At 44.8% G+C, this 14,105-nt stretch carries 12 protein-coding genes and 1 pseudogene; 4 read left to right on the top strand and 9 right to left on the bottom strand.

All coding sequences use genetic code 11. The annotated features are described in order from the left end of the window. Nucleotides 1-11: 11 nt before the first annotated feature. The 3 genes from ltrA to AB4329_RS06900 form a co-directional block, all read right to left on the bottom strand. On the bottom strand, nucleotides 12-1,664 hold the full coding sequence (gene ltrA, locus AB4329_RS06910; RefSeq protein ID WP_108156761.1) for a group II intron reverse transcriptase/maturase: 1,653 nt from the start codon (nucleotides 1,662-1,664) through the stop codon (nucleotides 12-14). Nucleotides 1,665-2,796: 1,132 nt separating this feature from the next. Next, nucleotides 2,797-4,443: a chaperonin GroEL gene (gene groL / locus AB4329_RS06905; RefSeq protein WP_017061290.1), complete on the bottom strand. Its 1,647-nt coding sequence runs from the start codon at nucleotides 4,441-4,443 to the stop codon at nucleotides 2,797-2,799. Nucleotides 4,444-4,649: 206 nt separating this feature from the next. Further along, nucleotides 4,650-4,940: a co-chaperone GroES gene (locus AB4329_RS06900; RefSeq protein ID WP_010433998.1), complete on the bottom strand. Its 291-nt coding sequence runs from the start codon at nucleotides 4,938-4,940 to the stop codon at nucleotides 4,650-4,652. A 218-nt stretch (nucleotides 4,941-5,158) separates the two neighbouring features. Between AB4329_RS06900 and AB4329_RS06895 the strand changes: the two genes are divergently transcribed. The 3 genes from AB4329_RS06895 to AB4329_RS06885 all read left to right on the top strand — a co-directional run bounded on the left by AB4329_RS06895 (nucleotide 5,159) and on the right by AB4329_RS06885 (nucleotide 7,432). Continuing rightward, on the top strand, nucleotides 5,159-6,508 hold the full coding sequence (locus tag AB4329_RS06895; RefSeq protein WP_372137923.1) for an MATE family efflux transporter: 1,350 nt from the start codon (nucleotides 5,159-5,161) through the stop codon (nucleotides 6,506-6,508). Between the two features lie 141 nt (nucleotides 6,509-6,649). After that, nucleotides 6,650-7,135 carry a methylated-DNA--[protein]-cysteine S-methyltransferase gene (locus AB4329_RS06890; protein ID WP_372137921.1) on the top strand — a complete coding sequence of 162 codons (486 nt, stop codon included), beginning with the start codon at nucleotides 6,650-6,652 and terminating at the stop codon, nucleotides 7,133-7,135. A 108-nt stretch (nucleotides 7,136-7,243) separates the two neighbouring features. Further along, the gene (locus AB4329_RS06885) at nucleotides 7,244-7,432 is read left to right on the top strand and encodes a hypothetical protein (protein WP_017063158.1); all 189 of its coding nucleotides are present in this window, start codon (nucleotides 7,244-7,246) and stop codon (nucleotides 7,430-7,432) included. 15 nt (nucleotides 7,433-7,447) lie between these two features. Here the strand turns inward: AB4329_RS06885 and AB4329_RS06880 are convergent, their stop codons facing one another. The 3 genes from AB4329_RS06880 to gpmM form a co-directional block, all read right to left on the bottom strand. Next, nucleotides 7,448-7,771 (bottom strand): nucleotidyltransferase family protein, encoded by a 324-nt coding sequence (locus AB4329_RS06880; RefSeq protein ID WP_372137919.1) that lies wholly within the window; start codon nucleotides 7,769-7,771, stop codon nucleotides 7,448-7,450. Further along, nucleotides 7,761-8,207 carry an HI0074 family nucleotidyltransferase substrate-binding subunit gene (locus AB4329_RS06875; RefSeq protein WP_017093683.1) on the bottom strand — a complete coding sequence of 149 codons (447 nt, stop codon included), beginning with the start codon at nucleotides 8,205-8,207 and terminating at the stop codon, nucleotides 7,761-7,763. Before AB4329_RS06875 ends, AB4329_RS06880 begins: the two co-directional genes overlap by 11 nt. A 343-nt stretch (nucleotides 8,208-8,550) precedes the next feature. Continuing rightward, on the bottom strand, nucleotides 8,551-10,083 hold the full coding sequence (gene gpmM / locus AB4329_RS06870; RefSeq protein WP_017063155.1) for a 2,3-bisphosphoglycerate-independent phosphoglycerate mutase: 1,533 nt from the start codon (nucleotides 10,081-10,083) through the stop codon (nucleotides 8,551-8,553). A gap of 350 nt (nucleotides 10,084-10,433) precedes the next feature. Here gpmM and wecA (AB4329_RS06865) point away from each other — a divergent pair, with 350 nt between their 5' ends. After that, nucleotides 10,434-11,498 (top strand): UDP-N-acetylglucosamine--undecaprenyl-phosphate N-acetylglucosaminephosphotransferase, encoded by a 1,065-nt coding sequence (gene wecA / locus AB4329_RS06865; RefSeq protein WP_372137917.1) that lies wholly within the window; start codon nucleotides 10,434-10,436, stop codon nucleotides 11,496-11,498. A gap of 230 nt (nucleotides 11,499-11,728) precedes the next feature. Here the strand turns inward: wecA (AB4329_RS06865) and wecA (AB4329_RS06860) are convergent, their stop codons facing one another. The 3 genes and pseudogenes from wecA (AB4329_RS06860) to AB4329_RS06850 all read right to left on the bottom strand — a co-directional run. Continuing rightward, nucleotides 11,729-12,808: a UDP-N-acetylglucosamine--undecaprenyl-phosphate N-acetylglucosaminephosphotransferase gene (gene wecA, locus AB4329_RS06860; RefSeq protein WP_372137915.1), complete on the bottom strand. Its 1,080-nt coding sequence runs from the start codon at nucleotides 12,806-12,808 to the stop codon at nucleotides 11,729-11,731. A 102-nt stretch (nucleotides 12,809-12,910) separates the two neighbouring features. Then, complete coding sequence (gene galU / locus AB4329_RS06855) at nucleotides 12,911-13,777, bottom strand: UTP--glucose-1-phosphate uridylyltransferase GalU (RefSeq protein ID WP_372137914.1); 867 nt, start codon at nucleotides 13,775-13,777, stop codon at nucleotides 12,911-12,913. A 193-nt stretch (nucleotides 13,778-13,970) separates the two neighbouring features. Then, nucleotides 13,971-14,105 (bottom strand): annotated as a pseudogene (locus AB4329_RS06850) (UDP-glucose 6-dehydrogenase); the annotation flags it as partial.

Here is a 14,105-nt window from a genome sequence, read left to right as displayed (position 1 = left end):
ATGCCAGCAACTCAAACATGTAATTGCCTATGACAATTAATATGCAACATCATAAGATTTTCGCTATTGTCCGAACCACCATCGACTCGTCGAATGATATGGTGAACATCCCATTCATCTTCAGAGGCAAACTGCCGGTGGCATACCGCACACTGGAAACCCTGCCTTTCGGCAATCTTCCAAAGCTTCATGTTACCTGATAAAGATTTCTTCAATCTTCTGATCGTCAAACTTTCAAAATATTGCTCATCTTCTGGTAAGTAACAATTCGCTAATGCCTTAATCTTTACATGCTTGTCGATTTTCACTCTCGATGCGTAAAGCAAACGGTAGTAGCCATCTTCCTCTTTTGGTCTTGGTGCACTGAATACCCAATTCCTATCCCCTACTGACTTAAAGTATTTATCTTTAATCCAGCGTTTTCGGCGATTAGAATGGATACGTCGACACCAACGCCAAAGCATCTTCCAGATTCGGTAATCTACATACTTGAATGTCTCACTAGCACAGATCCAACGATGGTAATTACACCACCCTCTGATCATCGGGTTCAACTTGGCAATGATTGCACTCGCTGGAGCCGTTTTGTGACTATCGAGATAATCTTTTATGTTTTTCAAAAAGACTTTCACATTCTTTTTCGCAGGCTTGATTAACATCTTGCCTTTGTATTTCCGAACGTTCTGCCCTAGGAAATCAAACCCATTCTCTATATGTGTGATTAATGTTTTTTCCTTCGACAGTTCTAACCCACGATCCGCCATAAAGGCTTCAACTATTGGCAGTACTTCTTGCTCTAACAACTCTTTCGAGATGCCAGTGATGACGAAGTCGTCAGCATATCGCACATAGTTAACCTTAGTTTTATAACTAGCTTTGGTGTTTTTCTTCCCGAAATGAGATTCCAGCACCGCATCTAGCCCGTCTAAAGCCATATTCGCAAGTACAGGAGAAATAATTCCTCCTTGCGGTGTACCTGCTTCTGTTGGATTCCAACTTCCAGATTCCATAAATCCGGATTTAAGCCACTTCTTGAGTATCACTTTATCCATAGGGATATTAGCGATTAACCAATCGTGACTAATGAAATCAAAACACCCTTTAATATCCCCCTCTAATACCCATTGGGCACTACTCTTGCGACTGAGGTTTACGAAACATTGTTCAATAGCATCAGCACAATTGCGGTGAGGACGAAATCCATAGCTATGTCTGTCCGCTTTGGTTTCCGATACAGGTTCTAGCGCTAACAGGTGCAGTGCCTGCATTGCTCTATCACGCATGGTCGGTATTCCTAGCGGACGTTCTTTACCATTAGATTTAGGAATGTAAACCCTCCTTAACGGCATTGGCTTGTAGCCTTTACTCGTTAGAGATTGAATAGCATCCCATTTCAAAGTTGGTGTATTCCAAAGTACTTTGTCGACACCTGATGTTTTCTTTCCACGGTTTTCGGTTACCCGTTTTACCGCTATCGCTTTGGCAGAAAAAGAGCGTATTAACATGCGCTGTAGCTTTTTAATTTGCCTGTTATCGCCGTGTTTAGTTGCCTTCGCAATCCGTACTTGTAGCTTCTTTACTCTTTGATGGCATAGCTTCCAATTAATGGTTTGCCAGCTATCGTTCGAGTATGAGAATGCAGGTAGACACTGTGCCTTACTCATCTTGCTTTCCTCATGGTGGATCCCCCATGTGGAGTGAAGATAGATCTCCCCTAAGGGTGAAGTATCATTCACCCTTAGGGGGACAAGTATCAACCAGCGAACGAAGTTCGCTAGTCATCCTTCGGCTTTACAAGCCTTCTTACGATTAAAGACCTAATGGAAGTCTGCACTCTTTCGAGTTGAGGCAAAGTCTGAACCTCTATCTTGGCGATTACAGCCAAGCATTCGCTTTATCCATCGCTCCCATACCCACTCATCCAACAGCTCCCCTTACGGGTTACCTGCCTCGAGGGCGAATAATTGGGCTTACCAAGTTCCTGTATTTGTACAATTAGTTACTTAGGTTCTACCTATTCAACGGTGGCACAACAGTAGCGTAATCCCAGATGTAAAAGGAATAACCTGTCCACATACCTTTTGGTCAGAGCGCCTTGCAGTAATCAACCTAGATTGATTACTACAAACAAAGACATTTCGCTCGTCGCGGCTGACGTTGTTTATCAGTAGTTCACATACGTTAACCTTATAACCAAGCCTAGCCTCTCAATCGGTCGTCATTACCGATATCTGTATTATTTGCTCGCGCAAACGACACACCTTTTCAGGGAGTACATTGTCAGGAAGCTTCGCACCAATCCGTTACCAGATTCGCACTATCCCTAGGCTACTACTTGCTACAAAGTAGGTCTTATCACTCAAACTGTTGTTGAGAGTAAGACAATACAAACACAAGCTTCAGTCAATTGACTGTTGAAGCACCTCTTCTTGTTCTGTCAGTGAGGAGTACTCACTTCCAGCTAAGAAGCCAAGAGCTGCAGTTTATGAGGGCATGCCAAACCATTGGCATGTCGGTCCCATGTCTTTCCTTTTTAAAGGCAGTTTCCTGCGCGTTGGTGCCAAAGATTATTACTTTGAATGCACATCGGCATAGTTAACTAAGAGGCAGCACGCTGCCTCTGACATATTTCCGTTTCGAAGACCCTTTCGGGTATGGAGGTTGGGTGAGAGGAACTCTAGGCAGAGCGTTATCATTACATCCTCGGAGTTGATAACTAGGACGGTTATATCCAACGATATTTCCGCCCACCTCAGTACATTATCCTGAGGAACAGTCAATGCGACCCTTGTCGCACTACATCATGCCGCCCATGCCACCCATACCGCCCATGCCACCCATATCAGGCATTGCAGGGCCAGAATCTTGTGGCTTATCAGTGATCATCGCTTCTGTTGTGATCATAAGACCAGCAACTGACGCTGCGAACTGAAGTGCAGAGCGAGTTACCTTAGTTGGATCTAGGATACCCATTGCAATCATGTCGCCGTATTCGCCAGTCGCCGCGTTGTAACCGTAGTTACCTTCGCCAGCACGAACGTTGTTAGCAACAACAGATTCTTCATCACCTGCGTTCTTAGTGATTTGACGGATAGGCGCTTCCATTGCACGTAGTGCAACACGGATACCGACGTTTTGCTCTTCGTTGTCGCCTTCAAGGCCAGCAACTTTAGATGCAGCGCGGATAAGTGCAACACCACCACCAGCAACCACACCTTCTTCAACGGCAGCGCGAGTTGCGTGAAGTGCATCTTCAACGCGGTCTTTCTTCTCTTTCATCTCAACTTCAGTTGCAGCGCCCACTTTGATTACTGCAACACCGCCAGCTAGCTTAGCTACGCGCTCTTGAAGTTTCTCTTTGTCGTAGTCAGACGTTGCATCTTCGATTTGTTGACGGATTTGAGAAACACGACCTTGGATCATTGTTTCTTCGCCCGCGCCATCGATGATGGTTGAGTTTTCTTTAGTGATAGTTACACGCTTAGCTTGACCTAGGTCTTCTAGCGTTACTTTCTCTAGGTCTAGGCCGATCTCTTCAGAGATAACCGTACCGCCCGTTAGGATAGCGATATCTTGTAGCATAGACTTACGACGGTCACCGAAACCAGGCGCTTTAACAGCAGCCACTTTAACGATGCCACGCATGTTGTTCACAACTAGAGTTGCAAGCGCTTCGCCTTCTACATCTTCAGCGATGATAAGAAGTGGACGAGATGCCTTAGCAACAGCTTCTAGAGTCGGAAGAAGTTCACGGATGTTCGAAACTTTCTTGTCGATAAGAAGAATGAATGGGCTTTCTAGATCAACAGAACCCGCTTCTTGGTTGTTGATGAAGTAAGGAGATAGGTAACCACGGTCGAACTGCATACCTTCAACTACGTCTAGCTCGTCTTGTAGAGCCTGACCTTCTTCAACCGTGATTACGCCATCACGGCCTACTTTTTCCATCGCTTCAGCAATGATGTTACCTACTGTCGAATCAGAGTTCGCAGAGATAGTACCTACTTGCGCGATAGCTTTTGTATCTGCGCATGGAACAGAAAGGCCTTTTAGCTCTTCAACTGCAGCGATAACTGCTTTGTCGATACCGCGCTTAAGATCCATTGGATTCATGCCAGCAGCAACGGCTTTTAAGCCTTCAGTGATGATTGCTTGAGCAAGAACTGTTGCTGTAGTCGTACCGTCGCCCGCCGCGTCATTCGCTTGCGAAGCCACTTCTTTAACCATTTGCGCGCCCATGTTTTGGAACTTGTCTTCAAGTTCGATTTCACGTGCAACTGAAACACCATCTTTAGTGATAGTCGGTGCGCCAAATGATTTGTCTAAAACAACGTTACGGCCTTTAGGACCTAGTGTTACTTTTACTGCGTCAGCCAGAACGTTTACACCTTCTAGCATTTTAATACGTGCGTCATTACCAAATTTAACGTCTTTAGCAGCCATCTTAATTTCCTTTCAAATTCTTTGTTTCGGGGCGTCTCAGCGTTATCGCGTCATTCTGAACAGTGAGGGACGAACGTGATTCAGAATCTACTCAAATCGCACTCTGTTTAGATTCCAGATAATTCGTTCCTCATTTCTGGAATGACGATATGAATCATCCAATACTGGCTCTGATAACTTTTACTGAGAGTTAAATGAAAAATAGATTACTCGACGATCGCCATGATGTCGTTTTCAGACATAATCAGAACTTCTTTGCCGTCGATTTTTTCAGTTTTCGTGCCGTAACCTTCAGCAAAGATAACGGTATCGCCAACTTTTACGTCCAACGGTTGCACTGAACCGTTTTCTAGAATGCGGCCTTTGCCAACAGCTAGAATGATACCGCGAGTCGATTTTTCTGCGGCAGAACCAGTTAGAACGATGCCACCAGCAGATTTAGATTCAACTTCTTGGCGCTCAACGATAACTCGGTCATGTAGAGGACGGATATTCATCGGTCTTATCTCCTGATAATTTCCATTTAAATTTTGATAGTTGCCACGATTAGCGTGGGTCAAACAATATGTTGGGGGCGATGTGAAAGATCCCAAGGGGGGAACGAAAAAATTGTGAGCTAAAGTGCAGATTCTCACCCCTCATCTTTCCCTGCTTTTCGTTTACTCGTATCCCGCATCTGTTTATCCTACGCTTTTGGTTTCTATCGGCGTTTTGCATGCAAGATAAGCACGGGCTATTAACTGCCCCAATTGACAGTACATTGCGTACCATGACCATACCGACCATATTCGGTATGGTGGCGATCTTGATGTTTAACCTCGTCGATACCTTCTTTATCTCACTGCTCGGCACACAAGCACTTGCAGCAGTGAGCTTTACCTTTCCAGTTACCTTTGCGATTAACTGCATCACCATGGGGATTGGTATTGGCTTATCGACATGTATCGGTCGATTGCTTGGCCAAGGCAGCGCACAAAATGCAGCACGCTTTACCTGTCATGGCTTATTGCTGGCTCTGCTTCTGGTCGGCTGCGCGTCTACATTAGGTATTATCGCCTTAGAACCTATGTTTACCCTGCTAGGAGCAAAGCAAGAGTTGTTGCCACTGATATCGGAATACATGTCGGTGTGGTATCTCGCGATCCCATTTTTGGTCATCCCCATGGCAGGCAACAGCGCCATTCGTGCCAGCGGCGATACTAAAACACCCGCCAAGATTATGCTACTGGCTGGCCTTATCAATGGCGTTTTAGATCCGCTACTTATCTTCGGGTATGGGCCTTTCCCTGAACTGGGGATTCAAGGCGCTGCGATTGCCAGTGGTTTCAGTTGGTTTGGTGCTTTGTGTGGCTCACTCTACGTATTGATGGTGCGAGAAAAACTGCTTGCGCCGCCTAAGCTGACAAACATCGTCAGTGACTGGCGACAGATCCTGAAAATAGGCACCCCAGCGGCTTTGTCTAACGCTCTGAACCCACTTGCCGGCGCTATCATCATGATGATGCTGGCCAAACAAGGGACTGAAGCCGTGGCGGCGTATGGCGCAGCGCAACGTATCGAGTCCATTCTTATCATTGTGTTGATGTCTCTTACTTCGGCGCTTACGCCTTTCATGGCGCAGAACTTTGGCGCAAACAACCCACAACGCAGTTTTAAGGCACTGTTTCTGAGTATGCGTTTTGCTGTGATGTTCCAAGGTTTGATTTTCTTAATGATGGTGCCGTTGAGCATTCCTTTGGCTGCCCTGTTCTCTCAAGAAGAATCCGTCCGAGGCATATTGTGGCATTACCTGTTAGTCGTGCCCTTTAGCTATGGATTCCAAGGCATTGTGATGATGCTGATCAGTGGGATGAATGCCATGCATCAACCACTCAAAGCCTTTCAATGGAGCTTCATGCGTTTGTTTGTCTTTACCTTGCCATTCGCTTGGATAGGCAGCCAAATTGATGGTGTCGAAGGGCTGTTTATAGGCTTAGCCTTGGGGAACATTGTCGGCGGTATTTCAGGGTACTTGTTTGCGCTTCGTGTAAGGGGTAAAGCAGATGCGGGATACGAAAAGATATAAGAGCAGATACGGGATGCGAAAAGATATAAGAGCAGATACGAGATGCGAGTAACCGGGATGCGAAAAGATTTAAGAGCTTAAGAGCAGTTACGAGATTCGAAGAGCTTGAGAGCAGAAAAAGACTAAAAAAAGGAAGATGACATGGAAGACACCACTTACAAAATGTTCTATGACGCACCAATTGGCAAGATGATCATTGTTAGCAATGGTGTGTCGCTTATTGAAATTGACCATGTAAATCACGAAGAGCTAATGATTAGCAATCCAGATGACCTTTGCCAACTGGCAGCGAAACAGTTAGATGAGTACTTCGCAGGTCAACGAATAGAATTCGATTTGCCATTAAGAGCGATAAAAGGCACTGAGTTTCAAAAAGTAGCTTGGCAGGCTTTAACAACCATTCCTTATGGCGAAACCATCAGTTACGGTGAACAAGCAAAGAGAATGGACAAACCAAAAGCAGTAAGAGCTGTGGGTGGTGCAAATGGCAAGAACCCATTTAGTATTGTTGTACCTTGCCATAGAGTCATCGGCGCAAATGGCACATTAACCGGCTACACCGGCGGCATGAACCGCAAAGAGTGGTTACTGGATTTTGAGCGTTCGGTTGTAGATAGAACGCAATAAGCCTTACCTCGCTAGATCAATAATATAAAATTTCGCCATCAAGAAGCGCCATTATCACCAGACAACATATAGTCTATATTTAAAATTTCATACAAAGAGGTGATAGTAATGTCCACTGATACGATTGAATCTTATGAAGATCGAAAGCGTAGAGATGGAGCTATAGCGCTAATGAAACTATTATCGTTTTCTATTGATGATAAAAAACATGACCGAGTCAATTCAGGTACTCAGATTCGAGATAAACTGGCAAAACGTAAACAATCGGTTCAAGAATCAACATCACCGTTACGCTGATAATAATACGTTCGGCTACTTTAGTTTAATCCCATAAGTGTCAATATGGGCAAGTAGCTCATTCGATGTAATTCTATGTTTAACGAGCAAGTCAACCTTGAATGGAAGCGACGACTGTTCTAAACGATCTTGCAAGCCTGCGACGACACTTGACGAAATCCCATGCCCCTCGATAACAATATCGATGTCGGAGTTATCTTTATAAGTTCCAAGGGCTCTAGAACCGAATACCCAGGCATGAATGACTGCGGCATGACTCAAAACAATATCCTCAATCAACTGATACTGATGAGGCTTAAGGCCGACCGAGTCTGGTTTAACCAAATAACTATCGATCACATTTAACCTCTTGTTCGCATTGACCCTCTTGATCACATTTAAGCTTTAAATAGAGTGTGACTTGCCCTATCACTGGTGAAAATGACTCTAAGATCAGTGACTGAGCTTCAAGGACATTTTCCTCATCATAGGTGTGGGACAATAAATTTCGTTTTATGAGTGCTTCAAGCATAATCTCACACTGCTCCGAAGACAGGTGCTTAGCTTCTAAGGCCGTACGAAAAACGCTCCTCGGCGAAGCCACGTCAAACCCTTCAAACTCAAGTAAGTCTTTAAGGGTCTTCCATGTCAGTTCGAAAGAAAATTCAAAAGTTTGTACTAACCCAGCGAGCTCTAACTCATTGTAGCTATCTTGTGAGCACGCTCTCTCAAGCCTTTGCTGCGCTTTCATTAAGTTTTGCAGTCGTTGCTTCCAACGGTCTGGGTTTGAGTTCATATAAACAGCCTAAATATAAGGTAAAAGACAAGTATAGTATGAGCCTTAAGCTACCTAATCATTCAAGAAATGTCACTCTTTCGATATTCATCAAGACTGTTCTTTTCGTCTTTTGTTTAAGGTCGTGCCCTTATGTTCTCCCCTGCATGTTTTTCTTACCCAATACCTGTCCTTAAGCTCTTCGCTACTCGTTTACCCGTATCTCACATCACGCATCCGTTCTTAAGCTCTTCTCATCTCGCTTACTCGTATCTCACATCTATAAAAAAGCCCGCACTTTTAAGTGCGGGCTTTCAAAATCGTTAAAGCTCAACGTGAACCGCTGAGCCAAACAACTATTTAATTACTTAACGATCACATCACCTGACATTTCTGCCGGGATTGCGATACCAGATAAAGAAAGCATCGTTGGTGCTAAGTCAGACAGTTTACCGCCCTCTTTGAACTCAACGTCTTTGTTACCTACGTAGATAAGCGGCACTGGTAAGTTAGTATGTGCAGTGTGGATGCCACCCGTTTCTGGGTTAACCATCATTTCTGCGTTACCGTGGTCTGCGGTGATAAGCAGTTGGCCGTCAGCTTCTTTGATTGCTTCAACCACTTTACCAAGACATTCGTCTAGCGACTCTACGGCTTTAACTGCTGCATCGTAAACGCCAGTGTGGCCAACCATGTCACAGTTAGGGAAGTTACAAACGATCGCGTCGTATTTGCCGCCTTTGATTGCTGCAACTAGCTTTTCAGTTAGCTCTGGTGCGCTCATTTCTGGCTGTAGGTCGTACGTTGCTACTTTTGGAGAAGCAACAAGCTGGCGCTCTTCGCCTTCAAACTCGTCTTCTTTACCACCGTTGAAGAAGAACGTCACGTGCGCGTATTTCTCTGTTTCAGAGATACGTAGCTGTGTTTTACCTTCCTTCGATAGCCATTCACCGTAAGTGTTCTCTAGAGAAGCCGGTGGGAATGCACATAGAAGTGGAATGTCTGCCGCGTATTGAGTCAGCATTACGAAATCGATCGCTGGGAATACGTTACGAGCAAAACCGTCGAAATCAGGAACGAATGCACGTGTAATTTCACGAGCACGGTCGGCACGGTAGTTCATGAAGATTACCGCATCGCCATCAACGATAGCGGCAGACTCTTCGCCTTCTGCTTTGATTTCCGTCGCTTTAACGAACTCATCGTTTTCGTCACGAGCGTAAGCCGCTTCTAGGCCAGCTACTGCAGTGTCGAATGTGAACTCTGCTTTTGCTTGAGTCAGCAGGTCGTAAGATTCTTGAACGCGATCCCAGTTGTTATCACGGTCCATTGCGTAGTAACGACCAATAAGCGAAGCCACACGGCCTTTACCTAGCTTAGCGAACAGTTCTTGGAAGCGTGCTAGTGTGTTTTCTGCGCTGCGTGGCGGCGTATCACGGCCGTCTAGGAATGCATGCAGGTAGATTTTCTCTGCGCCACGCTCTGCTGCCATTTCAACAGCTGCGTAGATGTGATCTTCATGAGAGTGAACGCCACCTGGAGACATAAGGCCCATGATGTGAACCGCTTTCTCAGCTTTCACCGCTTTATCGATAGCGTTCACTAGCGTTTCAGTTTGGCCGAATTCGCCGTCTGAAATTGACTTAGTGATACGAGTAAGATCTTGGTATACCACGCGACCCGCACCAATGTTGGTGTGACCCACTTCAGAGTTACCCATTTGGCCATCAGGTAGGCCTACATCTAAGCCAGAAGCCGAGATTAGCGTGTTAGGTTGGTTAGCAATAAGACCGTCTAAAACTGGAGTCTTAGCGTTCGCGATAGCGTTGTCTTGGTTGTCTTCACGGTAACCGTAACCGTCAAGGATCACTAGAGCCATTGGCTTCTTAGCTGACATAGGACTGACCTCGTTCAATTCAAAATAAATCGGTATAAAAACAAATTAGCGTAATTTTACTACAGTTTACAGTCAAAACTGTAGTGGAAGATCAAGAAAGGGCGCAGGTAGGATGATCGAATATGAAAAAAAGCGTCATTTTGTGTTTAAGGCACCTACAAAGCTTAAGCAATAATACTAGCCAAAACATCGTAGCCACCATTCTTAATCAACGTTCAATTACATACTAAAACCAAATGTCACATTCAAAATGCACAGAACAAAACATACTCAACCAGGTGTACACATTGATAGTTTTAGCGTAAGATACACGCAAATAAACTCCTACAAAAAATTGGCTAGAGTTCATCATGTTATTAGAGCTATCATTTGTTGGCTTTTTCTCCTTTTCCTCACTCTTTTTGATGCGAAAAGTCGCGAAAGCCGTCGGCTTAGTGGATAAACCCAACGAAAGAAAGCTGCACAATGGCGCGATCCCATTGGTCGGTGGTATTGCGATCAGCTTAACCATTGGCCAATTCATCGTTACCCATCCAGACGTCATCCCGCATAGCCCACTCTTTTTAGCTTCTGTTATTGCTCTTATTATTATCGGGGCGCTTGATGACAAATTCGACATTAGCTTCAAAATACGACTGGTGGTGCAAGCAATTCTCTCCATCGGCATGATGTATTTCGCCGACATTCGATTAGATAACATTGGTAACCTGTTTGGTACTGGCGACCTGCATTTAGGCTTCCTGAGCCCTGTAGTAACCATACTCGCAGTGATTGGCGCGATTAACGCGTTCAATATGGTCGACGGCATTGATGGATTGTTAGGTGGGCTTGCTATTGTAACTTTTGGCGGTATCGCCGTTTTACTTCAAGTCGACAGCCAACATGGCTTAGCGTATTTATGCGTGGTGTTCATTGTCGCAACCATTCCTTATATCATGATGAACTTAGGCATTCTTGGGCGAGAGCGTAAGGTCTTTATGGGCGATGCTGGCAGCATGATGATTGGCTTTACTGTAATTTGGTTACTGCTGGGCGCAAGCCAAGATCCATCAGAAGCTATGATGCGACCAATAACTGCACTGTGGTTAATTGCTGTTCCGCTGATGGACATGGCTGCCATCATGTTCAGACGCGTACGCCGCGGTGACTCCCCTTTCAAGCCCGACAGAGAGCACCTACACCACATCTTCCAACGCCTTGGTTTTACATCGCGTCAAACGCTCGCCATCATTTGTGCTATCGCAAGTAGCTTCGCTGGCTTCGGTATCTACGGAGAGTTCCTAGAAATTGCTGAATCGACCATGTTCATCCTGTTTATGATGTGTTTTATTTCTTACACCGTAGCCATGAGCTATGTTTGGCGTATTACCAGCTGGATTAGAAGTTTGCGTAACCTTCCAGAAAAAGTCTACTAGTGATTAACAGTGTATTAATGGCTTAGGTTTTCAAGTGAAGATGATTAAGAGCAAAAGCACTCAAGTCTAAAACTTCTCAAGCTAAACGCAAAAGAGCCCAATCTCGATAAGATTGGGCTCTTTTTCTATATTTGTCTTAGTTTGAGCTATTGTAACTTAACTGCTTTAACTCTCTAATTTACCCAGCTAAGCACTGCGATAGTAGACTTGTCCGTTAACGACACATCAAACTATTTCGCTTCTAACTTCTTCCACTTTCTTACAATCTTCGCCATTTTAAACGAGTGTGTCATCGCGTAGGTGTGGAGGAAGAAACACACAACAATGGTGTAGAACATGATGTATTCTGGCACTTGGAAGTATTCGCCTAGTAACCCGAGCGTTGAGTACACCAATTGCACCAAGCAGATCACCACTAAAGATTCACGAGGCGTAAAACCGATGCGTTGCATGATGTGGTGAAAATGCTCGCGGTCAGGTTGGAACGGAGAGTGCCCTTTTCGAATACGACGGATCATAATGGCCATCATATCAATCAAAGGCACCGCAATTAACCACAATGCCGTCACCGGACGAATCGTATAGTGGCCGTGTTCAGGCTGTGTTCCTCGGATTAAAATCCAGATCACGAGAAAGCCGATCATCATGCTACCGGCATCGCCCATAAACACTTTACGTAGTTTGCCAAAATACCCCAAATTAAACAGCACGAAGGGAAGTAAGATAACCACCATCACTGCCATAAAGAAGGTATAAAACTCAAGGCCATGGGCATAGAACAGCACACCTAACGAGGCAAACACCACTATGCTTAAACCACCCAATAGCCCGTCAATACCATCAACCATGTTAAAAGCGTTAATTGCACCGATCACAGCTAATATGGTAACAACATAATCGATGGCAACCGGAAAGTCCCAAACACCAAACCCAAACGCATTACCAACATGAGAAAGCGTTAGCCCGGTATAATGCATTACGATCAGCGTCAAGACAGCTTGCACACCCATGCGAAGTTTAAAACTGATATCGAAGCGGTCATCTGCCACACCGATCAGCACCAGTATCGTTAAGCACGTGGCGATTACCTCTATGTTATTGATTTCTGACGCACTCACGTAGAAGAAGTACAACAAGGTAATACAAAGGGAAATACCGCCCACCAAAGGAACCACACCTTCATGGTGTTTTCTGGCATTCGGTTTATCGACTAAGCCAATGGCGTAGCCCACTTTACGCATGCAGTACAACACCGAAAAGGAGAGAAAGAAGAACAGGGAAAGTTCGACAAAGTATTCAAACAATGACATTAATTTAAGCCTTGGGGATTGTTAGAAAAAGATGATTAAGTGGAACAATGAAGCGACAGCAATAAAGATAAAAACTATCACGATTGATCGAACTTATATGCGCTACACCTTTTCAGTAGCGGTTTGATCCATTTCGGCTTTGTTGCCTTTGAGGTAGACATTTTTATAACAGTAGTTCGTCGCCTCGATGTAGCCATCGACGCTACCGCAATCAAAACGCTTACCTTTAAACTTGTACGCAATCACACAGCCATTTTGGGCTTGTTCTAAAAGCGCATCTGTAATTTGGATTTCACCGCCTTTACCCGGCTGCGTTTCTTCCAAAATATCGAAGATATCTGGTGTTAGAATATAACGACCAATGATCGCGAGGTTACTTGGCGCTGTACCTTGCTCTGGCTTCTCGACCATATCGGTAATGCGAATCAGGTCATCACTTAGGTGCTCGCCGGCAATCACACCGTACTTATGCGTTTCAGATTCTGGTACTTCTTCTACCGCGACAATAGAGCAGCGGAACTGACGGTACAGCGCAGCCATTTGTGCTAGCACGCCTTTGTCATCATTGATGCACAAGTCGTCAGCCAGAACGACAGCAAATGGGTTATCACCCACCAGTTCTTTGCCGGTTAAAATGGCATGCCCTAGCCCTTTCATTTCACGTTGGCGAATAAACGTATACTGAGCCGAATCAATCAGAGAGCGAATATCATCCAATAAAGGCTCTTTATTGGTGCCTTGGATTTGGTGCTCAAGCTCGTAGTTCTTATCAAAGTGATCCATTAACGAGCTTTTACCACGGCCAGTAACAACGGCCATGCTGGTCATGCCCGCTTGAATCGCCTCGTCAACGCCATATTCAATAAGCGGCTTGTTAACGATAGGCATCATTTCTTTTGGCATGGATTTAGTTGCAGGTAAAAAGCGAGTGCCATAACCGGCTGCGGGGAATAAGCAGTGTTTAATCATGAATAGTTTTCTTTATAAGTTTTAACTGACGGATATATAAAATACTGCGGATGATATTGAGGCATTTGCGCCCCAAAATAGAGCCTCGAACTAAGCTAAGCTGAGGCACAATAATTATTAAAGTTTTGATGTTTACTTAAATATGAACGGCTCAAAGTAATGCACATTTGAAGCGTTACTGGAAAGCTCAGAACTAATCGCTTCCAATTAGATCTCGGGTGTAGACCTTATCCGAGACATCTTGCAGCTCTTCCACCATACGGTTTGAAACAATCACATCCGACATCAGGGCAAGATCATGAAAAACCGATATGGAATAAGGGGTAGC

The sequence above is a fragment of the Vibrio sp. 10N.261.54.A5 genome (genome assembly GCF_041471145.1).
GTDB lineage: Bacteria > Pseudomonadota > Gammaproteobacteria > Enterobacterales > Vibrionaceae > Vibrio > Vibrio crassostreae_C.
The sequence above is the reverse complement of the archived record's forward strand: the minus strand, read 5'-3'. Positions and strand labels throughout refer to the sequence as shown.

Coding starts and splice junctions, on each gene's coding strand:
- ltrA (WP_108156761.1), bottom strand. CDS start 1,664: ATGAGTAAGGCACAGTGTCTACCTGCATTCTCATACTCGAACGATAGC.
- groL (WP_017061290.1), bottom strand. CDS start 4,443: ATGGCTGCTAAAGACGTTAAATTTGGTAATGACGCACGTATTAAAATG.
- AB4329_RS06900 (WP_010433998.1), bottom strand. CDS start 4,940: ATGAATATCCGTCCTCTACATGACCGAGTTATCGTTGAGCGCCAAGAA.
- AB4329_RS06895 (WP_372137923.1), top strand. CDS start 5,159: ATGCAAGATAAGCACGGGCTATTAACTGCCCCAATTGACAGTACATTG.
- AB4329_RS06890 (WP_372137921.1), top strand. CDS start 6,650: ATGGAAGACACCACTTACAAAATGTTCTATGACGCACCAATTGGCAAG.
- AB4329_RS06885 (WP_017063158.1), top strand. CDS start 7,244: ATGTCCACTGATACGATTGAATCTTATGAAGATCGAAAGCGTAGAGAT.
- AB4329_RS06875 (WP_017093683.1), bottom strand. CDS start 8,207: ATGAACTCAAACCCAGACCGTTGGAAGCAACGACTGCAAAACTTAATG.
- gpmM (WP_017063155.1), bottom strand. CDS start 10,083: ATGTCAGCTAAGAAGCCAATGGCTCTAGTGATCCTTGACGGTTACGGT.
- wecA (WP_372137917.1), top strand. CDS start 10,434: ATGTTATTAGAGCTATCATTTGTTGGCTTTTTCTCCTTTTCCTCACTC.
- wecA (WP_372137915.1), bottom strand. CDS start 12,808: ATGTCATTGTTTGAATACTTTGTCGAACTTTCCCTGTTCTTCTTTCTC.
- galU (WP_372137914.1), bottom strand. CDS start 13,777: ATGATTAAACACTGCTTATTCCCCGCAGCCGGTTATGGCACTCGCTTT.